Origin of the sequence: Litchfieldia alkalitelluris (genome assembly GCF_002019645.1) — a bacterium.
Taxonomy (GTDB): Bacteria; Bacillota; Bacilli; order Bacillales; family Bacillaceae_L; genus Litchfieldia; species Litchfieldia alkalitelluris.
On sequence record NZ_KV917374.1, the window covers coordinates 3,747,332 to 3,769,932 of the forward strand.

Annotated in this window: 25 protein-coding genes and 2 pseudogenes; 5 read left to right on the forward strand and 22 right to left on the reverse strand. The window is 35.2% G+C overall.

Annotated features, from left to right (window positions below):
• Window positions 1–156: 156 nt before the first annotated feature.
• The 6 genes from BK579_RS17495 to BK579_RS17520 all read right to left on the reverse strand — a co-directional run bounded on the left by BK579_RS17495 (window position 157) and on the right by BK579_RS17520 (window position 5,057).
• Window positions 157–1,692, reverse strand: coding sequence for a polyamine aminopropyltransferase (locus tag BK579_RS17495; protein WP_078547660.1), 1,536 nt, complete (start codon window positions 1,690–1,692; stop codon window positions 157–159).
• 25 nt (window positions 1,693–1,717) lie between these two features.
• The gene (locus BK579_RS17500) at window positions 1,718–2,113 is read right to left on the reverse strand and encodes a DUF350 domain-containing protein (RefSeq protein WP_078547662.1); all 396 of its coding nucleotides are present in this window, start codon (window positions 2,111–2,113) and stop codon (window positions 1,718–1,720) included.
• A gap of 14 nt (window positions 2,114–2,127) precedes the next feature.
• A complete protein-coding gene (locus BK579_RS17505; RefSeq protein ID WP_078547664.1) occupies window positions 2,128–2,712 on the reverse strand; it encodes a DUF4247 domain-containing protein in 585 nt (194 codons plus the stop codon).
• Window positions 2,713–2,820: 108 nt separating this feature from the next.
• A complete protein-coding gene (locus BK579_RS17510) occupies window positions 2,821–3,492 on the reverse strand; it encodes a PspA/IM30 family protein (protein ID WP_078547666.1) in 672 nt (223 codons plus the stop codon).
• A 24-nt stretch (window positions 3,493–3,516) separates the two neighbouring features.
• Window positions 3,517–4,023, reverse strand: a complete 507-nt coding sequence (locus tag BK579_RS17515) for a DUF4178 domain-containing protein (RefSeq protein ID WP_078547668.1) — start codon at window positions 4,021–4,023, stop codon at window positions 3,517–3,519.
• A 179-nt stretch (window positions 4,024–4,202) separates the two neighbouring features.
• Complete coding sequence (locus BK579_RS17520; protein ID WP_078547670.1) at window positions 4,203–5,057, reverse strand: MBL fold metallo-hydrolase; 855 nt, start codon at window positions 5,055–5,057, stop codon at window positions 4,203–4,205.
• Window positions 5,058–5,233: 176 nt separating this feature from the next.
• Here BK579_RS17520 and BK579_RS17525 point away from each other — a divergent pair, with 176 nt between their 5' ends.
• Complete coding sequence (locus BK579_RS17525; protein WP_078547672.1) at window positions 5,234–5,866, forward strand: spore coat protein; 633 nt, start codon at window positions 5,234–5,236, stop codon at window positions 5,864–5,866.
• A gap of 121 nt (window positions 5,867–5,987) precedes the next feature.
• Here BK579_RS17525 and BK579_RS17530 read toward each other — a convergent pair whose 3' ends face one another.
• Both BK579_RS17530 and mnmH read right to left on the reverse strand, forming a co-directional pair.
• Complete coding sequence (locus tag BK579_RS17530) at window positions 5,988–7,772, reverse strand: S9 family peptidase (protein WP_078547674.1); 1,785 nt, start codon at window positions 7,770–7,772, stop codon at window positions 5,988–5,990.
• Between the two features lie 104 nt (window positions 7,773–7,876).
• The gene (gene mnmH / locus BK579_RS17535; RefSeq protein ID WP_078547676.1) at window positions 7,877–8,920 is read right to left on the reverse strand and encodes a tRNA 2-selenouridine(34) synthase MnmH; all 1,044 of its coding nucleotides are present in this window, start codon (window positions 8,918–8,920) and stop codon (window positions 7,877–7,879) included.
• A gap of 201 nt (window positions 8,921–9,121) precedes the next feature.
• Here mnmH and BK579_RS17540 point away from each other — a divergent pair, with 201 nt between their 5' ends.
• Entirely contained in the window at window positions 9,122–9,739 is a 618-nt protein-coding gene (locus tag BK579_RS17540) for an acetate uptake transporter (RefSeq protein WP_078547678.1), read from the forward strand.
• Between the two features lie 56 nt (window positions 9,740–9,795).
• On the opposite strand, the gene BK579_RS17545 is transcribed toward BK579_RS17540, so the two are convergent.
• Window positions 9,796–10,302, reverse strand: a complete 507-nt coding sequence (locus BK579_RS17545; protein ID WP_328589285.1) for a GNAT family N-acetyltransferase — start codon at window positions 10,300–10,302, stop codon at window positions 9,796–9,798.
• Between the two features lie 793 nt (window positions 10,303–11,095).
• On the opposite strand from BK579_RS17545, the gene BK579_RS26120 reads away from it, so the two are divergent.
• Window positions 11,096–11,236, forward strand: a complete 141-nt coding sequence (locus BK579_RS26120; RefSeq protein WP_204524730.1) for a hypothetical protein — start codon at window positions 11,096–11,098, stop codon at window positions 11,234–11,236.
• Window positions 11,237–11,345: 109 nt separating this feature from the next.
• Here the strand turns inward: BK579_RS26120 and BK579_RS17550 are convergent, their stop codons facing one another.
• Window positions 11,346–11,759, reverse strand: a complete 414-nt coding sequence (locus tag BK579_RS17550) for a VOC family protein (RefSeq protein ID WP_078547682.1) — start codon at window positions 11,757–11,759, stop codon at window positions 11,346–11,348.
• A 50-nt stretch (window positions 11,760–11,809) separates the two neighbouring features.
• Here BK579_RS17550 and BK579_RS26125 point away from each other — a divergent pair, with 50 nt between their 5' ends.
• Window positions 11,810–11,965: a sugar phosphate isomerase family gene (locus tag BK579_RS26125; protein ID WP_204524731.1), complete on the forward strand. Its 156-nt coding sequence runs from the start codon at window positions 11,810–11,812 to the stop codon at window positions 11,963–11,965.
• Between the two features lie 21 nt (window positions 11,966–11,986).
• Here BK579_RS26125 and BK579_RS17555 read toward each other — a convergent pair.
• From BK579_RS17555 to BK579_RS17575, 6 genes and pseudogenes are all read right to left on the reverse strand, one after another.
• Window positions 11,987–12,474, reverse strand: a pseudogene (locus tag BK579_RS17555) (NUDIX hydrolase).
• Between the two features lie 14 nt (window positions 12,475–12,488).
• Window positions 12,489–12,617, reverse strand: a complete 129-nt coding sequence (locus tag BK579_RS26760) for a hypothetical protein (RefSeq protein WP_268876505.1) — start codon at window positions 12,615–12,617, stop codon at window positions 12,489–12,491.
• A gap of 193 nt (window positions 12,618–12,810) precedes the next feature.
• Window positions 12,811–13,443, reverse strand: a complete 633-nt coding sequence (locus tag BK579_RS17560) for an exonuclease domain-containing protein (protein ID WP_078547684.1) — start codon at window positions 13,441–13,443, stop codon at window positions 12,811–12,813.
• A gap of 303 nt (window positions 13,444–13,746) precedes the next feature.
• Window positions 13,747–14,706: a peptide-methionine (R)-S-oxide reductase MsrB gene (gene msrB, locus BK579_RS17565; RefSeq protein WP_078547686.1), complete on the reverse strand. Its 960-nt coding sequence runs from the start codon at window positions 14,704–14,706 to the stop codon at window positions 13,747–13,749.
• Between the two features lie 24 nt (window positions 14,707–14,730).
• Window positions 14,731–15,306 (reverse strand): annotated as a pseudogene (locus BK579_RS17570) (peptide-methionine (S)-S-oxide reductase MsrA); the annotation flags it as partial.
• 99 nt (window positions 15,307–15,405) lie between these two features.
• Complete coding sequence (locus BK579_RS17575; protein WP_078547688.1) at window positions 15,406–16,344, reverse strand: aminoglycoside phosphotransferase family protein; 939 nt, start codon at window positions 16,342–16,344, stop codon at window positions 15,406–15,408.
• Between the two features lie 141 nt (window positions 16,345–16,485).
• On the opposite strand from BK579_RS17575, the gene BK579_RS17580 reads away from it, so the two are divergent.
• Window positions 16,486–16,776 (forward strand): hypothetical protein, encoded by a 291-nt coding sequence (locus tag BK579_RS17580; RefSeq protein WP_078547690.1) that lies wholly within the window; start codon window positions 16,486–16,488, stop codon window positions 16,774–16,776.
• A gap of 378 nt (window positions 16,777–17,154) precedes the next feature.
• On the opposite strand, the gene BK579_RS17585 is transcribed toward BK579_RS17580, so the two are convergent.
• The 6 genes from BK579_RS17585 to BK579_RS17610 form a co-directional block, all read right to left on the reverse strand.
• Window positions 17,155–17,520, reverse strand: coding sequence for a group I truncated hemoglobin (locus tag BK579_RS17585; protein WP_078547692.1), 366 nt, complete (start codon window positions 17,518–17,520; stop codon window positions 17,155–17,157).
• 135 nt (window positions 17,521–17,655) lie between these two features.
• Entirely contained in the window at window positions 17,656–19,026 is a 1,371-nt protein-coding gene (locus tag BK579_RS17590) for an aldehyde dehydrogenase (protein WP_078547694.1), read from the reverse strand.
• 139 nt (window positions 19,027–19,165) lie between these two features.
• On the reverse strand, window positions 19,166–19,645 hold the full coding sequence (locus tag BK579_RS26765) for a hypothetical protein (protein ID WP_078547696.1): 480 nt from the start codon (window positions 19,643–19,645) through the stop codon (window positions 19,166–19,168).
• A 44-nt stretch (window positions 19,646–19,689) separates the two neighbouring features.
• Window positions 19,690–20,262: an acyltransferase family protein gene (locus tag BK579_RS26770; RefSeq protein ID WP_078547698.1), complete on the reverse strand. Its 573-nt coding sequence runs from the start codon at window positions 20,260–20,262 to the stop codon at window positions 19,690–19,692.
• 38 nt (window positions 20,263–20,300) lie between these two features.
• Window positions 20,301–20,873: an MFS transporter gene (locus BK579_RS17605; protein ID WP_078547700.1), complete on the reverse strand. Its 573-nt coding sequence runs from the start codon at window positions 20,871–20,873 to the stop codon at window positions 20,301–20,303.
• Complete coding sequence (locus tag BK579_RS17610; protein ID WP_078547702.1) at window positions 20,870–22,300, reverse strand: FAD-binding oxidoreductase; 1,431 nt, start codon at window positions 22,298–22,300, stop codon at window positions 20,870–20,872. The genes BK579_RS17605 and BK579_RS17610 overlap by 4 nt, the downstream gene beginning before the upstream one ends.
• Between the last annotated feature and the right edge of the window lie 301 nt (window positions 22,301–22,601).

Sequence of the window (22,601 nt, forward strand, 5' to 3'; positions counted from 1 at the left end):
TCCCATTTTAGGTCATATGAAGAGACTTAACAATTATTATAAATAATATACAATTTAGCAGAAATTAGTGTTGATAAAAGCTGAAGATGTTTGCTATTTGGCCTATTATAAAAAATAAAAAGAACAACAATCCGATTGATTGCTGTTCGCCATAGTCTAATAATGCTGCCATGCTTTTGTGTACTTTTCAATTAAGATCGGATTTATTAGTGTATTTATTTCTAAGTTTGTTCCATTGTCATTTTCCAAATCAATATCCTTACCAAAATAAGTCATTGCTTGCACTAAATCATTTGTAATGAATCTAGTATCTGCTTTTATCTTAACGTCCTCTATATTGAAATCCTCTCGTTTTGCCAAAATAAATCCCCAATCACCAAAGCTTGGTATATCTACATGGAGGTTTTCAGTTTTAAGGCCGGTAGCTTTAACTGTTTTATCAATACTCCAATAAACTTCTGTTGCAAAGGTAGGACTTGTTGCTTGCACCATAACCGTGCCACCAGGGGCCAAATGATTGCGAACTAATTGATAAAACTCTAGGGTATATAATTTATTTAAGGATTCATTATTAGGGTCTGGTAAATCTATTAAAATCACATTATAAATACTACTGTTTTCCTTTAAAAAATTAAAAGCATCTTTAGTTTCTATCATTACATGGTCAGTATTAAATGCATGATTATTTAGTTTCACAATATCGTGATGTGTTTTCGAAAGCTCAATCATACGGGGATCCAAATCTACAACCGTAATTGATTCAATATTGTCATATTTTTTTAATTCTCTAATGGCAAGTCCATCTCCACCACCTAAGATTAAGACCTTTGATGGCTTATCAGTCAATGAAACTGCAGGATGTACAAGTGTTTCATGGTAACGATATTCATCAGTTGAACTGAATTGTAGCTGTCCATCTAAAAATAGACGTAAATCACCCTGTTCTTTTGTTAAAACGATCTTTTGATAGTTTGTTTGCTCTGAATATACAATTGGGTCTCTGTATAATTTTTGTTCAAACTTAAAGGCCATTTCTTCACCAAAAAAAACACCAGCTAATATTACTGTAAAGATTACTCCCCCTAAAACTCCATGAATTTTCCAGTTTTTAATATCATTTTTAAACTGAACCAATAGCCATATCGCTACACAAATGTTGATAAGCGCTACGACAAATGCTGTCTTAACTAACCCAAATTGTGGCCGCAGAATATATACAAAGAGCATACCTCCAATTAATCCCCCTGCATAATCGGAAAATAACACCCTTGCAGCACTTCGGTTTAGTGTCTCTCCTATCTCATTTGCTTTACGAATAAGTATGGGTAATTCTACTCCAGTTAAGGTTCCTACAATTAATGTAATTGAATATAAAAAGAAGGCATCAGTACCTGCACTTAAATAGGCTGTTACACCAAAAAGGATAAATGTGGAGAATCCACCAATTATAGCGATAAGATATTCAATCCAAACAAACGAAAGGATTAAATTACGTGTTACTTTTTCGCTGATTACAGCCCCTATACCCATTCCCGTTAGAAAGAGAGAGATGGTTAAAGTATATTGCTTTACACCATCTCCCAATATGTATGAACCTGCAGCTCCAAATAAAACTTCAAAAATAATTCCACAAATAGAAACAATTCCTGAAGCCCAATAGATTGCACTTGTTTTTTTCAAGTTGTCTTGCATGTTCCCGGACCCCTTTTGCATGTGATCAAGTAATTGAAGCCCCGATTACGAATGCCATTCCAACAGAAACACCGAAACTGATAATTCCTACTGCAATATTGCCTTTTAGAAGTTGCTCCTCAACCGAGAACTTCCTAGTAGCAAACTCAAAAACTAAATAAGTAGCCATTTGCAAGACAATACCTACGATCCCCCAAATGAGTGTATCAAGAATTTGAGAGCTATGATAAATGGAAAAAGACAGGATTATACAAATTCCAATTATTTTCCCAATGATGGACAAGGCAACCGCTTGATTTCCATTTTTGATTTCTTCCCAATCACTGTATTTCTTTGTTAATGCTTCAAAAATAACCAACCCTATAATTACAATGATGATTCCAATGACAAAATATAAAATAGTTAATAAAAATGGTTCCATTATCTTACTCCTCTCTATTTACCTGCGCCTGGTCCACCACCACGGACAGTTGAGCTTCCCCCACGTACGGTTGGAGTCTTATTAATTCCCTTATATCCACCTGAACTCCCATAACCACCGTAGCAATAATCTGGATTTTGTTTACATTGTACTTGACGTTTTTTCCCCCAATCATCAACATCGAGTACATCATCTAAAACCCATAGTAAAAATAGACCGTTAAAGAAACTAGGGGAATAGTTGTTTCTTACAAAATCATGATTAGCCACTTCAATATTTGAATTTAAAGAATTATCTTTATCCTCTGTTATGATAACAAATAATTCATCATAAATAAGAACCTGTTTTCCATCCTTTACTTCACTAATTTCGTTAGGCTGCTCAAATGATACGATATTGTCTGAGACATTTTCAATTGTTTGGTTTTCTGCGAGATAAATCTCTGAAAAGTTAGCAGTATCTGTGGCATCGTTAACTGTATCATAAAGGGTATACTCATTATAAATATAATCAGCCACTCCTTCTCTTGAAAGACCATTTGAACACGCGACTAAAAGAAATGTTAGTAAAAGTCCAAAAGCTAAAAGTAGTTTCTTCATATTTCCACCTGCTTTCAATCAAAGCTAAGAGACTGACTTTATTCCAGCATAACTTATTGATGAATCATTTATACTAGAAAAGTGCATCAGTCTCTTTTTTTGATTTAACTATTCACGACCTAGCTTTTTCTTTAATGCAGCTAGCTCATCATCGACCCCATTACTTTTATCCAATGCGTCGAATTCGCTATCTAGACTTCGGTTAGATGAACGTAAATCTTCACTCGTTTCAGCCTCAGCCTCATATCTGAGTACCTTTTCTTCCATCCGATCGAATCCTTGGCGAGATTGGTCATTTCCGATATTTGACATGGCACGGTTCATTTTTGTTCTTGTTTGAGCAGATTGAGCTCTTGCCTTTAATGTGTCCTTTTTAAGTTTCATTTCATTATATTCACTTTTCATTTCTTCAAGCTTTGCTCTTAGTGTATCGGCATCTTGTTTAGCTTGTAGGTAGGAACTTTTTAACGTATCTGCAGTACTTTGATGTCCTTTTTTATCTTCTAATGCTCTCCTTGCCAAATCTTCATTTCCCGCTTCTAATGCCTTTAAAGCTTGTTCTTCACGTTTCACAACCATCTTCTCTGCATCTTCAACTTTTCTGAGAAGCAATTTTTCATTAGCAATTTGCTTAGCTACAGCAGTTTCGGCATCACGAATATCAGCTTCCATTTCACGCATAAATTGGTCCAACATTTTTACTGGATCTTCTGCTTTATCAAGCATTGCATTTAACTCTGAATTTACAACTGTTTTTACTCTTTTGAAAAATGAGAACATCCTTCTTCCCCTCCAATTTTCATTTTAGCTACCAGCAATTATTTTTATTTCATATTCCTCAATATCATACCCTGCACTAGCCTCGATTTCAGAACCCCATACTTCTACAGATAAATATTGTTCTTCGTCTTCATCACAATAATCATAATACATACATTTTATATTATTCACATTACTACCTCGGCCTTCACCACGAACATTTGCAGAACCCGATTCATCAAGAAAGTATTTGACATTATTGTAAGTGATTTCTTTTGGTATCGGTTCACTTAGCTTTAATTTTACTTTTTCATAAATTCCAACATGAAGTTCATCATCCATTTCAACACTTAACCAAATGGTTTTGTTTGGTCCCTGAAGTTGGTATGCTTTCCATTCAAATCCGTGGTCCTGATAAATTAATTTACCTACAACCTCATAATCCTCAAGGTCATATGTGACTATATCAGCCACTTCAATTGATAAGACACTTCGACTTTTAACTTCCTTTATCTGTTCTTTTTTTCCAAACAGCTTTTTTAAAAGACTCATTTCCAACACCTCCTCAGTCGGAGTCATTTCATACGTATATGTACGAATTGTTTATTGATATGGTTTCACTTTTCTATAAATTTTTCCTTCTTAATTATAGTAAAGTATGAATATGATTGCTATTAACAGGCATTATTTCATAAAAAATGCTCCTGCGTGAACAGGAACAATTGAAAAAATCAATTTAATTTATCTTTATCTACATACTTTCCGTAATCTGGAATCGCTAACGAGTTAAATTCACTAGACAGTCTTTCTAGACCTTCCTTTAATTCTTTTCCTGCCATAGGAACCCCATGCCCGGTTACAGCAACACTAGGGTCTAACTGTTGAAGTGTTCTTACTGACTTCCATGCCGCTTCCCAATCCGTCGTTAAGTACCTTGGCGGTCCATTCAACTCTTTTTCTTGAGTTAATACTTTATACAGGTGATCTTGTCTTACGGTAACAAACGCATCTCCTACGATTAATGAACGGTCCTCTTCCCTAAAAAAAGACACGTGGCCTGGGCTATGTCCGGGTGTGTGAATCCAGCGCCATCCCATCATCTCAGGAACGTTACCATCGGATGGAAGTGCTTGTACATGATCACTTAGGTTGATTGGCTCATTGGGAAACATCGGTGACATTTTCGCCACCATTCCGCCTTCAACGGTCGGGTCAGGGGCAGGATAACTTTTTTCTCCCGTAAGATATGGAAGCTCTAATTCATGTGCATAAACAGGCACGTTCCATTCATTAATAAGTTCAATAATCCCACCAACATGATCAAAGTGCCCATGTGTAAGCACAATTGCTTTTGGACGACTACCTTCGCCAAAGCGCTCCTTCACAATTGACAAAATCTCGTCTGATGATTCAGGCATTCCTGCATCTATAAGAATAAAATGTTCAGGGCTGCCAACCAAACAAATATTCACAACTTGAATTGTATGACAATAAATATCTTCTCCCACTTGCTGACCAAGGCCACTTGCTACTGATGTTACTGGTATAAATCTTTCATCCTTACTATACTGCATTTCATTTTCCACAAGTTATCATTCCTTTATGAACGAATAGTTTCAACTATATTCTGTTCCTTAAAGGTTTTAATATGTAAAACAGTTCCCTTAATTTAACTGCTTTTATTATTTTTCTGTGAGGAAGATTAATATCGTTGGAATTTTCATGTTACTTTTCAACAATCAACTTTAGGGAGGAAATAACAATGAAATTAGCAGCCCATGAATTGCAGGACTTACATGAATTAACCTTGAGTTGTGTGAATTCAATTACTAATATGTCATATATGCTTCAACATGTCCAAGACCCTGAGCTTAAGAGTATTATGGAAAGGCATTACCCATTTCACATCAGGGATTACAATATGAAAGTTGAATTCCTAAATCAAACAGAGGGTGCAAAAAAGGAGCTGCCATTATTTCAGGAGCAGCGTCAGTTGAATAATTATACTGAATCACCTGTATTACAGTATATTCCTGTTCAACCACGTACGATTGTTCAGGATATGAATGACCGAGAAATGGGTACTGCTTATCTTTTAACCCTAAAGCGTGCTGGCCGTGAATATGCATACTCTGCAATGGAAGCAGCAAATCCTGAGTTACGCTCCTTCCTTCAAACAGCCTTTATGATGAGTTGTAGTCATGCATATGACATGTGGCAATATATGGTTAAAAAAGGGTATTACCCGCTTGAGCAGGCTGATCAAACACTCGTTAGTAAAATGGGTGCTACTTATCAACTTGTACCAGAGGATCAACCAATCATTCAGCAGGCTTTAAACAAATATCAAGGGCAAAATCCAATTAATGGCCAAAGTGATCAAATGTATCAATAATAATATTGGAACCAAAACAGGTATCAACCTATATATCTCAACAGTCAGTGAGCAAGTTGCACTAGTATCAAATTAATAAAAAACAGCCTAGGAATGAAGAGACCTAGTGCTGTTTTCATGATCAGATATATCTTTCTAAAAATGTTACCATTGTTTTATAAACTTTAATTGCGTTTTCTGTTTTTGAAAAACCGTGTCCCTCGTCCTCTAAGACAAGATACTCAATGTCCTGTCCACGCTTTTCCATCGCCTCAACAATGACATCTGATTCGATTTTTACAACACGAGGATCGTTTTTCCCTTGTATCACAAGCATTGGTTTCGTCATTTGATCAATATATGTCATCGGAGAATCCTCAATTAGCTTTTCACGGTCTTCTTCAACATCACCAATTAGTTCTCGGTCTGCTGCTTTCCAATGTTCAGGTGCTGTCTCAATTGTTGTGAACAAATTGCTAGGTCCAAAAATATCAACAAATGCTTTAAAACGTTCTGGGTGTCTACCATGAAGTAATAGAGTCATATATCCTCCATAGCTTCCACCGACGCAAAACCATTTATCAAAAGTGGACTTACCTTCTTTATTTAACCAATCCATACCAGCAATAATATCAAGTCTTGGTCCACCACCCCAATCCTTATTCACTAATTTCATGAAGGTTTCTCCATACCCTGTACTCCCTCTAAAGTTAGGTGAGAAGACTCGATACCCTTGGCTACATAAATATTGAAATAAGGGGCTGAAATTTTTTCGAATAGCATGCTGAGGTCCGCCATGTGGCCAAAGAATCGTATGCCCATTATCGTTTTCTTGCTGTGGTTGATAAAATAACGCTTCAATTTCTAATCCATCAAAACTCTTATATGTAAGTACTTCTGGTTCTGTTAATTCATCACTATTCACACCGATAATCTTATGTTCTGTTAATTGTCTCCATGCTACAAAGTCTGTTGTACAGTATACATTAGCAGCTAGCTTAGCTGAACGTCCTAGTAAAAATAGCGTACCTTTTTTTCCGACAACTAGTTTATCAATGATATCAATCGGCGTGTCTAATTTGATGGTTTCATTAGAACTAAGGTTCATCTCATACAAATGATCCTCCACTCCTCTTTGTGCGACAAAGTAAGCTTTTTGTTGAAGTTTATCAATTGTTAGATCTGAGAGTTCATGGCCTTCAACTTCAACAAGCTTTTTAAATGCTCCAGTACTAATATGAAAACTAGCTATATAACTAAATTCACTTTCATAATTGGTAATGAAGATGATATTATCATTGTCAATGTATTCAGCTTGATTGACTCTGTGAGCATGTTCTTTTGATGGTGTTAAGAGAATTTCTTCACCATTGACTAATACATATCCAAACTCACTTGTATTTCCAACTGCTCTTGAAAAGGTGAAGGTTGCTTCATCAGGACTTACTGAAAATAGATCACAGGGACCACCTTCACCACGAATAAGTACTGTCTTCTGATTTGTTTCTAAATTTAGCTTTCCTACATTTAAAAAATTCGGATTATCTACACTGGTTGTGTAATATAGATCCTTTCCTGACTGAGAAAGATCTCCAAAATAGAATTTCTCACCTTCCTGTTTTAATAATGGTGTCGCTTCTCCACCACTTCCAGGAATAGCATAGACATGATAGTCCTCATCCCCATTTGTATCAAAACCTGTTAAAAGATATTGACCTTGTGAGGCATATTTTACAAAGGAACTCATCTGGTTCATGGTCGTCATTTGATAAGGATAGCCTTTGTCCAATTTCAATGCCCAGATATTATAAAAACCATTTAAATTCGTTGTAAATGTAATTTCATTTTCAGATGGGTGTACATCAAAATCCAAAATATTTAATGTTCTAAAATAGCTCTCTATCGTTGGTGCTTTAAGATGTAACAACAGAAAATCTCCCCTTTTTATAAAACTATTTATATATTTTACTATAATTTCACAAAATTAAAAATAAAAAACGGAAGAGAGTACGACTCCCTTTCCGCTATGTGTTAGTGTTTAATCATCTGAGTTTGAAGAGCCTCTTCCACGAGGTCTGATGCTTCGGAAATGGTTTCTGCTTTTATAGTAACAATGTTATCTTGCGAATAGTTTTTACTCATATGCAGATATCTTGGATCATAATAGTGCTCTAGTAATAATTGAATCGCTGTGTCAAACGAGCTTTCATGTAGATTATTTTCAATCTGATTAGCTATTGGTGTATGAATTCGATTTTTAATACGTGAAAAAGCTTCAATATACTGCTCTTGATGCTCATGAGGACGATAGTCTTCTAATATATGTTTAACGCGCACGTCAACCGGTAAATCAATAAAAAGCTGTGTAGCTGTTTCCTTTTGCTTTAACAGGATCTCAGGTAATACAACTTTTCCTACTCTTTTACTCTCAGCCTCAAACACGACAAATGGTGAACCTTGCAATCTTTCTACTTCCTGTAAAAATAATGAGTCAAACATTTTTTGGTTATACGGTACAAGTCCTATTTGACCAAAAATAGATCCACGGTGATTTGCCATGCCTTCGATGTCCAAAACCGGGTATCCTTTTGCATATAAGCTCCTTAAAATAGCTGTTTTACCCGTCCCAGTCCATCCATTGAGCACATAAGTCTTTGTAGGTAACTTTATATCTTTAAGTGATTCAACGACCCACTTTCGATAAGCGTTGTAGCCTCCTGACAATCTGTAGACTTTTATCCCCATTAAATCAATGACGGTTGCAGAGGTTTTGCTTCTCATTCCTCCACGCCAACAAAACACAATTTTTTCCCCACTTATTCTCTGGAACTCTTTTATAAATGTTGGAAGCTTTTTAGAAAAGAGTTCAAGTCCACGGTCTTTTGCAGCTTCAACGCTTTTCTGTTTATAAATAGTCCCTATTTCAGCTCTTTCCTCGTTAGTGAAAATAGGAATATTGATGCTACCAGGAATCGTAGTATCATTAAACTCCGCTTGGGAACGAACATCTATTAAGACTACTTCTTTCTTTTTGTGCAAATCAATCATCTCTTGTATTTCAATATCCTTAAACACGTTTCTTCCTCCTGTCAACTTAAGGACACACTATCATTTTAGGACCTTGATTTATTATATAACAAAACTTAACAAAGAGGTTACATATTATAAGTGAGTATAGATAGATAATATAGATAGCTGTTTCAATCACTTTTTCATTGACATAAAAAAATTTTTTCTGTATTTTATTTAAGTATGTTTTTTTTATAGGAGGAAATAATGGAAAATCAGAATACACAACATGTTAAAATTACAACTGCAGACCCTTCAGCTCTCGGCCTATTTGGTTTAGCTATGGTCACCTTTGTCGCTTCATCTCAGAAACTAGGTTTAACAGAAGGGCTCTCCTTTGTTATCCCATGGGCATTCTTTTTAGGCGGAATTGCACAGCTTTTTGCTTGTGTGCAAGATGCTAAGCATAATAATACATTCGGAACAACCGCATTTGGGGCATTTGGACTGTTCTGGTTTGGTGTGGGCATGTCTTGGTTAATCCAATTAGGAGCATTTGGTGAGCATTTAGCAGCAGATGTCGATCCGCGGCAATTAGGGGTAGCCTTTCTTGGTTATCTAATTTTTAGTATCTACATGACAATTGGTGCAATGGAGACGAATAAGGTGCTTTTCATTATCTTTGTCTTTATTGATTTCTTATTTATAGGTCTATCACTTAGCTCATTTGGAATTATGCGTGAAGGAATGCATATGTTAGCAGCAGTTTCCGAATTAATTATTGCATTACTATCCTTTTATGGATCTGCAGCAAATGTTCTAAATAATCATTTTGGACGAGTTACATTACCTGTTGGGAAACCTTTTGGTATTTTTAAGAAATAGGTTACTTTATATAAACTCCTATGTCTAAATAATTTAGCATAGGAGTTTTATTATTATTAATAATCAACATTCTCATTTGTGAGGTAGAAATACATTAGACCATTAACTAGTTCTTCTTTTCTTTTAAAGCCTAATTTCTCCAATAATTTGATAGATTTTTCATTGTTAGGAACCACCGTAGCCTCAATTAATTGTAAGTTCATTTGTTTAAATCCAAATTGGATAACTGGGTAAATTGCCTCTGTCATGTATCCATTGCCCCAAAAAGACTCTGATAAATCGAATCCTATCTCAGCCTTAGCAATACTGTTACTATCCCAACAGTGATAACCGCAAGTTCCGATGAGCGTATCTTCGATTTTATCAAAAATTCCCCATCTACAACCTGAATCATCAAGATGAAATTGGATGATTTCTTCAGCTTCTAGTAACCCGCTACATGGAGATATATCCATAAATTTTGTAACAGCCTCTTCTGCAAAATGCTTAAATACCGCCTCTCTATCATTTATCTTTAGTTCTCTTAAATAAAGCCTCTCCGTATCGATGATTGGAAACTTCATTACCATCCTCCACTTTTTTTATTTCAGTCTATTTTTGTAACTTTGTTCTTTTGAAAGGTCTTTTATCACTTAGGAGTAAACATTTCATACACCACGGTACGAATTTCATTAGCATTGCGGTCTACCCTGAAAATAACCTAGGTTGTGTAGTTCCATGTGCTGCGATCCACTTGCTTTCCGCGGGGTGGTCCGTGAGCCTCCCTCGTCGCTTTTGGCTCCTGTGGGGTCTCACGAGACCACTAGATCCCGCAGGAGTCAAGTGGCTCTCCGCTCATTCCACACTGTGTGTAAAAACTTTTCATCCTCCATGGTGCAAATACTCATTCACATGGACGTCTCTTTTTTTTCTAACCCATAACCAGTTTCCTAAAAAAGCAAATAGGTCATTTAGCAACAATCTTTCAGAAAAGAGCCTAATTTAATAAAGTTTTTACAATTCTAACTTTTATTTTTCGTGTATTGATCGTAAGACATTTGTCCAAGATAGTTATTAGATCCACTCCAAAATTGCCCTGTCACACCATGATCTAACATCTTAGAAATAGTTAGTAGCAACAAGAAGCATTAAGACATCAAAGAAAACTTATACATGTTATCACCCATGATTATCACCTCAGACATAACATAAGGACCTTTTTGGAGGAGATTTCAATGGATGCCTTTATTTAAGGCATCCATTTTCATTTCCCACAACAGTGAAGTATAGCCTAATAAGATCGGCTTACATTCCTTTTCTAGAAATATTACCTGATTATCAAAAAATAAAGGAATAGGCAAAGAGTTAATTCTAAGAATGTTAGCTCAACTTGAAGACATTTATATGGTAGATTTGATGTGTGATGCTAATCTACAAGATTACTATAAAAAAATTAGGATGATTAAAGCGAGTCGGATGATTTTTAGAAATTATAAGAAACAATCAGGGTATAGATAAAACGCTCATCTGAGCGTTTTATCGTAATTATTGATTATTATTATTGGAAAGGGATAAATCTTACATTCTTCTACACTTTTTAAGTAATACACTTTGGCTTAGTCAAACTTTAAATATTGTACTTTGCTTTAAAAGAAGGACTCAACTCACTCCACACATCAAATTGGTTTCCATCTAGATCCCAAAACACAAAGTTTCTACCAGAATGCCCTCTGTTTTCTATAACACCAACTTTTAGTTGTTTATCCTTAAAGTCCTTATAAAGTGCCTCTAAGCTATGTAGTCCATCAACTTCGAAAGTAATTGAGAAGCACTCTTCACCTTTATCATCAATAAAATTAGCTGTCTCTTTCTCTTTTGCCTTTACCAAAAAGAAGCTTTGATTCGCTAAATTAATGATTGATTTATCTTGATCACGATAAGTTAATTCTGCTCCAAGATTCTCTATATACCATTTAGATGATGTTTCTACGTTTTTCACCGGAATATAGGTAGTGCCAACTCTTTGTAGCTTAACGCCCATCTTGAGATTCTCCCCTTTTTAAAGTTAAATATTACTCTCTATAAAATTGAATGATTGTTCCCTTTCCATTTTCTACCTCAACCTCTGCAAAAGCACCATTAATAAAAGTAATTTGTGGTGGAACATACCGAAGGAACTCTCTAAATATTATTGGTGGGGCAACGATCGAAGTCATAAAAAAATATATCCAAGAACAAGGAGAGTAAGACCTTAGCGCCTAACCCCCACTAAATCACAGATTTTGAAGGGGAATGCGGCGCTAATGTTTGTTCAAAATCAATTTTCTTTGTTTCTAACCACTCAATAGCTTTCATCACCAATGGTGAAGCCGCTTCTTTTTTTATCACTGTTATATCCAACCAATGAGCACCTAATGAGTCTTGTCCGTCAAACTTTTCAGGAATAATGTTCCTCCCCCCTGTATTTCCACCTCATAAAATACCGCAATATGATGAACATGGGAGAAGTCTCTCCAACTCCATGGTAAAACAAAATCAGCAACTCCAAGTTGTCTAATTATATTCACCTTATATCCTGTTTCTTCTAATACCTCTCTTTTTAGTGCCTCAGATAGACTTTCTTTTTCCTCAAGGTTCCCCCCGGGAAGATCATAACGATTAATATATGGTCCGGCATTTTTCTTTATGACTAATAATCTATTATTTTGTTCGCAAATACCATAAACCCCAAAAGCTCGATGAAAATTACCATCCATTATTTTTCCCTCCATTAACTATCACAAAGATTATTCTTATCTTTTAGTCCTAACCTCCCATTTTCGTAGATAATCTCTAATCGATGGAGTTTTGTAGCAACATCTTCCCTATAATAAATGTTTAAGCCTTTTATTTCCTTCACACAATCTCCGTGTTTTAACTCATCCAGAGTTAATTTAAACTTCGATAATCCTCAGTTACTTTTTTCATTGTATCCAATTCTAACACCTGTTTTATTACGTTTCTCCATAAGGTGTTTTAAAAAATCACTAGCACTGTTGGAAATTATCACTAACCGCTCACCCCTTATCCCTTTATTTTTAGTTTATATTATATTAGAAAGAGAATGTTTTCCCTGATGCTGAAGGCTGAAAATCCACCTTCACCTTCGGCTGGTACTTCCGCATTGCTTTCGTAGACATTAACTCTTTTAAATAATATTCGTCTTTGTAATTTTTTCTCTTTAATAACTCTAATAATTGGAAGATATCGTCCAGCGCTCTGTGTGATTGACTTGTTGAAATTTGATGACATTTCAGAAGAGTTAATAGTTTTTTATTCGGAAATCCATAGTCTTTCCACTTTATATTTCTCATTGAACAGTACCATTTCTTCTCGTTAATTTCAGGATACATTCTAAAAAGAAAGCTTCGATCAAAAGAAGCATTATGCGCGATAATAAAATCAGTTCTATGAAAAGCTTCCCGTATGATTAAATCGTCGAATTCCTTCCCTTCAACATCCGTAAAAGGTATACCATGTACTCGGTAAGCGACATCATAATTTGCTCTAGCTGAGGAACTTAGTGGCTCCCTAAGGTATGTATGTTCTTCAAGTACTTCTATCACTTGCCCTGTCTGATGATCATATGAGAACAAAAGGATAGCAATTTCAACCATTTCATCAAAATCAGGACTTAAACCTGTTGTCTCGGTATCTACCAAGCATCCAATTCGATAATTATTCATTGTTACTCCCCTTACTTTTCTATTGTTATAGTTAAATTATCTCATTCGAATAGTATACCTTTCTAATAATTAATACTGGAAATTTAAGAAAACATATAAATTCCAACGTGGTTTTGGTGTCTAGCTCCAGGTACCATCGGCTCTATGCTCTAAATCAGTCTCAGGCGGATGAGCGAAAAGCGCCTTGTTAACTGAATTCAAAGAATTCGTTTTTAGTCAGAACTGTGTCTTGTTTATCCTTCTCGCCGATAGGCTGGAGTCGCAGCGCTTTTCTGAAAACGTTAAAAAAGGTTCTTGATAAATTCATAGAACCTTACGATTGAACAAGCTAAGAAATTGAGGATAACCTTCTTTTACTAACTCTTCTTTAGCTATAAACCTTAACGCAGCAGAATTAATGCAATACCTCAACCCACCCTGATCGACAGGTCCGTCTGGAAACACATGTCCGAGATGTGAGTCTGATTTCACACTTCTCACTTCTGTTCTAACCATATGATGTGTAACATCCATTTCTTCCTTAACAGAAGATTCGATTGCTTTCGTAAAACTAGGCCACCCACAGCCTGCATCATACTGATCAGTTGAGCTAAATAGTGGTTCCCCAGAAATTATGTCCACATAAATCCCATCTTTTGTATTATTCCAATATTCATTTTGATAAGGAGGCTCGGTTTGATTAAGTTGAGTCACACCATATTGAAGCGGTGTTAATTGATTCATTAACATTTCTTCTTGCTCAACACTTCTCCAGATCTTTTTTAACGACTCGTCTCGTCCAGATTTCAGACGATGAAGTTTATAGCGAAAAACATTTTTAATATAAAACTGTTGATGAAATTCATCAGCCTTATAGAAAGAAGACGCAGGGAGTATTTTAGTAACTAATGGCTTTAAGAAATGCTCACTCACTTCTAGCTCAACCATATATTCTTCGACAATTTGCTTTTGATAGGGGGAATGATAAAAGATAGCCGATTGAAAGCATTGTCCACGGTCATTAAATTGACCTTCCTCATCTGTAGGATCGATTTGGTGAAAAAAAATCTCTACGAGTTCTCTGTAGTAAATAATGGTTGAATCAAACCTAATTTGAGCAGCTTGAAAATGTCCTGTTTCCCCTGAACACACTTTCTTAAATGATGGGTTAACTTCTTTCCCACCCGTATAACCTAGTATTACCTCACTTACACCTTTTACTTTTTCAAAGGGTTCGATCATATACCAAAAACAACCACCTGCAAATGTTGCAGTTTCTAGCATTTCGACACCTCCCTACTGCCTTTGTTACCATTTAATAGACTTGATTATGTCAATCATTCTAAGCCTTAGGATGTCATTAATTTCCCATTCCTTTAGTTCATCTTTGATATTTGTTAGTGAACCATATCCTTTTACAAACCCATTAAGACGGGCTACTAAAGTGGAATTAATAAATTCATCATTGGTGGGATAAAGAATTTTTAGCTTTTCGATTGCATCAGGATACCTTTTCAAATAATACTTTTGGTGATAATCCTCAGCCAACGTAAACTCTTGATATGGAGAAATCTCTGTTTGAATTTGTTGTTTCGTTCTTTCTTCAATCAAATTTTTCGCTTCCTCAATTTCTGCCTTTTGCTGTTGGTTATGAAATAAAATCAGTGATTAATATTGACGACCTTTGTAAGCAGCTCGATTAGGGTTATGATTATTCCAAAAGAAGTTTACAAGTTCTCTATAGGTAAGAACAACTGGATTAAAATCGATTTCTAGTGTCTCTGTATGGTCTCCCATTTTACGATAGGTTGGATGGGGAGTTGATCCCCCTGAATATCCTACACGAGTCCTTAACACACCAGGTATATGCCCAAACTGAGCATCAGGGCCCCAAAATCATCCTAACCCGAAGGTGGCGGTTTCAATGTTAAAATTGTGATTCTCCATTTGATATACCTCCTTCCAATCTATATGCCTTATTATTTATTGTACCTCTTGAGTTATACCTATTCCATCTTTAAACCATTGAGGTTCAGTGTACTCGAAATAACGATGGTCTTCTAACACCATGTATAAACGATTTAGCATTTCATCTAACAGTTCTGGAGTATAATCCTTTGACCAAACTACACAAGCAAAAATGCTCATTGCAACATAAATAGAGTAAAGTCTCCAAAAATTTTCAGGAATTTCACCCTCATAATAGCCATTAATTTGACCAATTGAAAAAGGAATACTTATTTCTCTACTAAATAATGCAACTTTAACAAAATCAAAAATAGGATCACCCCAATCAAAACGATTAAAATCAATGACCCCTGCATAATTTTCGTCAATAACAATTATATTGCCAACATGAAAATCATCATGCTGAAAGCAATTAGGTCTACCCATTAAGTAGTGTTTATTTTCTTCAATAAAATGTATGATTTTTTCATCATTTCTTAATTTAATCCCACATGTTTTATACGCTTCTAAATATCTATTATACTTTTTATAGATATGCTCGCTCCATTCTAGTATTAAAGATGGTGCTGGATATGTATTCATCTTAGCTAAATCTCTTCCAGCTTCTAACCCAATTTTGTACTGAATCTCTGCACTATATTCAGGTAACTTGTCTCTTGCATCTTCTCCTTCGATATAAGAGAGAATATAATAACATATACCTAAGTCTTTTATTTTACCTATTTCATATGTTTTTGGTGAACGGACACGGAGTTTTTCAATGTCTTTCATTATCTCGAATTCTAGTTTCTTCCTCTCAAAATGTTCTAGGTCAGCTGTTCGGAATAAATATTTTATTCCATTTTGGTCAGAAACTATGTATTTATGATCTGGTGAAAATCCTTTAGTTAGTCGTTTAATGTGATTGGCGGTCTTAAAGAAAGAAACGTTATTTTTAAGTGTTTCAAGATCCATATAGAAAACCTCCTTTTGAAGAAAATGAAATTACTAGTAAAATAATCTTAACCAATGGATATATATATTAAAAGGAAAATTTTAGCTAAAATATAAAAAACCCCTATTTAATACTTAACAGGTTCCTTTGCGGGGGAGAAGATGGGATCTAACAAAGAAATTGCAAAGGTAAATGCATATGGTTTAACAACCCGATTAACACCAGAAATAGCAAAAAGCTCGGTACATGTACCGAGCTTTTTTACTTATAACATAACATCCGTTCGGATTCTTAATTCATGGTCCCACCCGGCCATAAACAGCGGAAACCCTCAGCTTCAGATGAAGGAATGCGCTGATAAAATAAGGGGAGAAACTTCCCTAAATAAGGACATGGGACTGAAAATAGGTAAAATAGAGGTAAAATTTCCCGCTATTTACAAAAAAACGTGAAAATAGGGTGATTGTGGTCTTCTTAAGGGGAAAAATTCCCCTTAATTACCCTTTTCCAAGCCATATTCTGCAGTTTAAAGGAAAAATATCCCCTTATTTTAAGGATCTTTGATCACTTGATTAATGATAAAACTTCCTATATTTATATATATTTTTCAGGCAATTTAGCAAAGAAAATTGGACACTGAATATTAATTAATATGTGCCGGAAATACTAAAAGCGAGCTAGTTCTAAGGTTAAATCCCATTAAATCAAGACTTGAATATAAATGAAAAGACCAAATAGCTATGCTATTTGGTCTTTTCATTTGCTGATCGTATTGTTTCCCCCATCAACGGAACCCGTTATATAATACTAGGGGTTTTTGAATCATCAATTTACTTATAAAGTATATCGTCTTTAAGTGTAGCAACCTTAGCAATTACTTGGTTAATATCAGCCTCACTCACACCAAAATGCGCTAAAGCATCATGAAGATGTGTGGCAATTGCTTGGAAATGCTCAGGTTGAATATTCATTCCTGTGTGTGCTTTTGCCATGGATGTACCGGTATACTGGTTTGGTCCACCTAATGCAAAGCTTATAAATTTCGTTTGGTGACGACGTTGTTTTTCCATATCTGTATTAACAAAGAATTGATTTACTGTTGGGTCCTTCAAAACTAACTCAGAGTAGAAATAATCAACAACCTTACTGATCGCTTCTTCCCCACCTAGTTTTTCATACGATGTTTCTTCTGACATATGTATTCACTCCTTATTTTAAATGTAGGTAAGTATTAACTTAACAACATTTACACTAAGTTAATAAAATTAATATATCAAAACAGCTCTCAAAAAGATGTGATGTACATCACTATTTAACGTTTTATCTACTATTTATCTAATTAGACGCTTGATTTTTTTCAAGGCATCTTTGGTATTTGGATAACGATAAGGCAAATCAAATAAAGTTGTTTGCTTTAATATACTTTTTTCATGAGAAAACACATCAAAGCTTCCTTTTCCATGATAAGCTCCAATCCCACTCTCACCTACACCACCAAATGGTAAATACGGTGAGCTAAGATGGTACACTGTATCATTGATACAACCACCACCAAATGAAATTTTGTCCAATATAAATTGTTGTATTTCATCTGATTCTGAAAATACGTAAAGAGCAAGTGGTTTTGGACGTTGATTTATTTCTTTAATCATGTTGTTTACGTCTGAATACGTTAATATCGGTAAAATAGGACCAAATATCTCATCCTTCATGACCTCATCTTCCCAATTTATATCCTCCAATATCGTCGGCTCAATTGTTAAAAGACGTTGATCATATTGTCCACCATAACTTAGTTTACCATCTGAAAGAAACGAAATTAATCGATTAAAATGTCTGGGACTTACAATTCTAGTGTATTCTCCTCTTTCAAATATATTTTCCCCGAAGATATCGTCAATAGCATTTATTAATAAGCTTAGAAATTCTTCCTTCACTTTTTCATGAACATATAAATAATCAGGGGCAACACAGGTTTGTCCTGCATTCATAAACTTACCCCATGCGATCCTTTTGGCTGCTATTTTTAAATTTGAATCTTTATGTACAATGCAAGGACTCTTACCACCTAATTCCAAAGTAACAGGTGTAAGATGCTTTGCTGCTGCTTCCATAATTATTTTCCCAACTGGAACACTACCTGTAAAGAAGATATAATCAAATTTTTCCCTTAATAAAGCTTGACTTGCCTCCACTCCCCCTTGAATAACCGATATGTATTCTTTCGGAAAAGAGTCAGAAATTAGTTTTCCGAGAAGTTTTGAAGTTTGCGGCGTGAGCTCCGATGGTTTGAGGATCGCACAGTTTCCTGCAGCTATCGCTCCAATTAATGGTGCAATAGCTAACTGAAAAGGATAATTCCAAGGGGCAATGATTAAAACAACTCCATAAGGTTCTGGATAAATATAGCTTTTTGAACCAAATTGGGCCAAAGAAGATTTAATCCTTCGTGGTTGAGCCCATTTTTTAAGGTGTTTCATTGTAAAACGAATTTCTTCCAACAAAATCCCAATTTCTGTTACATAAGCATCAAAGTTTGATTTATTTAAATCCTCTTTTAATGCACTCATTAGGGCTTTCTCATTACTAATAATCAGATGCTTTAGGGTTTTTAGAGCTTTCATGCGGAACTGTACACTTTTAGTTGCTCCTTGGGAGAAATAGTCCTGTTGTTTCCTTTTTAACTCCTGGATGTGATCCATTTCATGCACCACCAATCATCTTCAATTTTCCCCTTAGTTTAACAATACAAGTTGTTAAATGCTAATACTTATTCCGCTCTGGGATTTTTGCTTTCTGTGCCAACGATATCCCCGAGTGGTCGGAGAGATAGAAACTTAGCTATTTTACCCCAAATAAAAACCTACACCATTTTAATCTTAAAACAATAAAATGACTGATTAAAATAGTTAAAGTAGCTGAAAAAACAACAAGTATACTATACTTTCCAATTACATGTATGTGAGAATTCCTAAGTAAATAAGCAATTGCAACGATGATAGGCTGGTGTAAAATGTAAAACGGCATTAGTAACTTACTGGCAATCGCTAGTCCTTCTGTTTGATGGTTTAAGTGAACAAAGCCTATATACATAAGTGAAAGTAACAAATACCAACAGCACAACGCTTTTAATAGACCAAAATAAATGTATTCATTTGTAGAAAATAAAGGATATCCGAAATAATAATACCAAACTAAAAAACCAATAATGGTTATAGCAGATAAAAACAAAAAGGTCTTTCCATATTCCCTTATTCCATCCTGAACCTCTTTTTTTGTAAACAAAGTAAATCCATAAATGAACAGAGTTAAATAGATCAATAAATTCCATCCACCAAAATCAGTAAGACAAATTGAAGAAGGATCTAGCAATATTGTAAAAGTAGGATTGGAATTGCATAAAGATGAAGCTTTAGCAAACTAACTTTTTTTGATGATAGGTTAAGTACTTTTAACCTTTTAAATAACGGTATGGTTATTAATGAAAAAATGAATAAGATTAATACGTACCACAAGTGTAGTCCCATCCAAGCAAAGTTACCGTTAATCCCATAAAACCCACTAAAATAACTTGGAAGAAAATCAATAAATGTTCCCTCAAATTCACCATGCGTGAAACGTTCAATGTAAACTTGATGAGGTGATAAAATCAAAGCGCCAAAAGCTAATGGAATAAACAACCTAGCAAATCTTTCTTGTACATATTTACCTATTGATCTTTTTCCAAAAGAATAGTAAACCGCAAATCCAGAGATTAAGAAAAATAAAGGCATGATCCATAACCCAAATAAGTAACTATAAAGATCAAAAAAAATTGTGACTTCTGGATTTTTCACATGCCATCCCCATGTATTAAAAAACATTGCACAATGAAATAATAAAACACCCATCATTGCTATTACGCGTAACCTATCCATCCCATATTGTCGTTCTACCAAATGAATCAGTCCACCATTCCCTGTATGTTAAATGTAAATTAAAGATCACTACTAAAAGATTGGGAGTTTTTCAGATTAATCTTTTTCCTCCGGAACAACACTAAGGCACTAATCACATAAATGAATGATGCCAAATAAAAGATACTACCAATGGTTATAAAATCCACTAGATATCCAGTTAAAATGATGGCGATGGCAGCTCCGACAGAAGTCCATAAATGATAGGTTCCAATTTCCTGCCCTGCACTCTTTTTTTCAACTGATCGCGCCAAAGAAGTTTTCTCCGTATTCTTCTGGACAGCACCCAAAAATCCCATGAGCACTTGTAACATATAAATCTGCCAAACTTCCGTAACAATTGGGAAAAACAATAATAAACATGCCATGGACCAGCAATAGATTTGAAGTAAGGTTTGATCTCCCAGTTTATCAGAAAATCGACCAATCAATGGATAAGATAGTGCAGCAGTTAATGCAAAAAGCCCATACGCCCACCCAAACTGTGAGTAACTATCTCCTACATTTCTTAGTAACAGCACATAGAATGGAAAAATCATAGAACTCGCCATCATGATTAATCCTTGTGAAAGCATAAAACGTCTAAATGTCATTGTTTATACTCCTCATAAAATAAATTCATAAATAATTGATTAGGGTCATATTGCTTTTTTAATTGAAAGAACTCATTGATTCTTGGATAGGCTTCCTTCAATTGTTCATCTGTTGGGTATGGATAATAAGGCAAATAATAACTACCTCCATGTTTCAAGGTAACATCAATCATTTTCCGAATTACCTCCCCCGTTTTATGAATTTCTTGTTCTGATTTGCCTTGATTTATTAATAAGACTAAAGCAAACATGTCATCTTTTGCATACGACAATACTGCATGTTCATTCTGTTCTACATACCTTAGTGTAATATTTATTAAATTGAAGTCTTCATTTTTTAATACTTCTCTAAGGTCATCGATATATGCTGCGAAATGCTCAACCGGTACAAAGTATTCCTGAAGTGTTTCGGTTTTCTTACTATGCTCGTATTCCATGAACGTACTTTGAGATCTCATCACATTGTTACGCGTTTCAAGTGAACCATTTAGCCTCTCCATATACATCTGTTGGGTATCCCAAAAGACGTTCTTACCCCAATCACTATACCTAGATAGGCCTAACAAAAATTTAGGAAGAGCAATAACGTCATCTCCTTTTAACTCACTATATTCGGGTGATTGAGACTGATTTTCTGCTAAAAGGTAATCTGTAACATACATTTCTCGTAAAAATGTGTCAGGGGCAACAGATATTCTTCCGAGATGCATTTTAACAACATGACTATCAGCTATTTCATTATAAAAATAATCCGTGTACTCTTTATAATCAATTGTTTTAGTTCTAATCTCATAAAGTTCATCATCGGTTAGCTCTAAGGTAATATCTAAGATTACACCAAATAAGCCATATCCTCCAACAACTAGGGAAAACAATTCAGGATGTTCGTTCTTACTAATTGTTACAATTGATCCGTCTGCTTTCATTAGTCTCATGGATTGAATTGTATCTATAAGAGAACCATTTCTGATATCACGCCCATGAGCATTTACACTAATTGATCCTCCTACTGTAAAAATATTTTGAGATTGCATTACCTTAATTGCCAACCCATAGGGATTTATTTTTTCTTGGATATCTCCCCATGTAACGCCACTTTGAACAGTAATCGTTTTTTCTTTAGGGTTAAAATTGAGGATTTTGTTATACCCCCTCATATCTAACATGATTCCATTCGGGTAATATGTATGTCCCCCTTGACTGTGCTGCATACCAGCAATTGAAATTTTATCGCCATTAAGATTTGCATCCGTAATGATCGCTTGGAGATTTGTTGCTGGTGTACTTGGTTTTATTTCTTTAATGCGTGTAGGTAGTAGCTTAGCTGCGTCAGTTACAACTGGATTTGAAGTTTGAGTTTGATAGGTTTGTAGCGAAAAACCGAATAATATCAGATAGAAAATTAGAATACTAGCTAACCATTTCATATATTTTCACCTTTACGTTTTATTGGTTGAAATCACCATTTACTTCCATGATAGCGATATCAATAACTAATGTAAAATACTATTTTACTTAAAAGGTCTACCTTGAAAATACTTAGTTAGTGGAGTTCCATGTGCTGCGATCCACTTGCTTTCCGCGGGGTGGTCCGTGAGCCTCCTCGTCGCCAGGGGGCTCCTGTGGGGTCTCACGAGACCACTAGATCCCGCAGGAGTCAAGTGGCTCTCCGCACATTCCACACTTAAGGACTCTACTTTCATCGCCCTATTCAAAAAAAGTTACCGA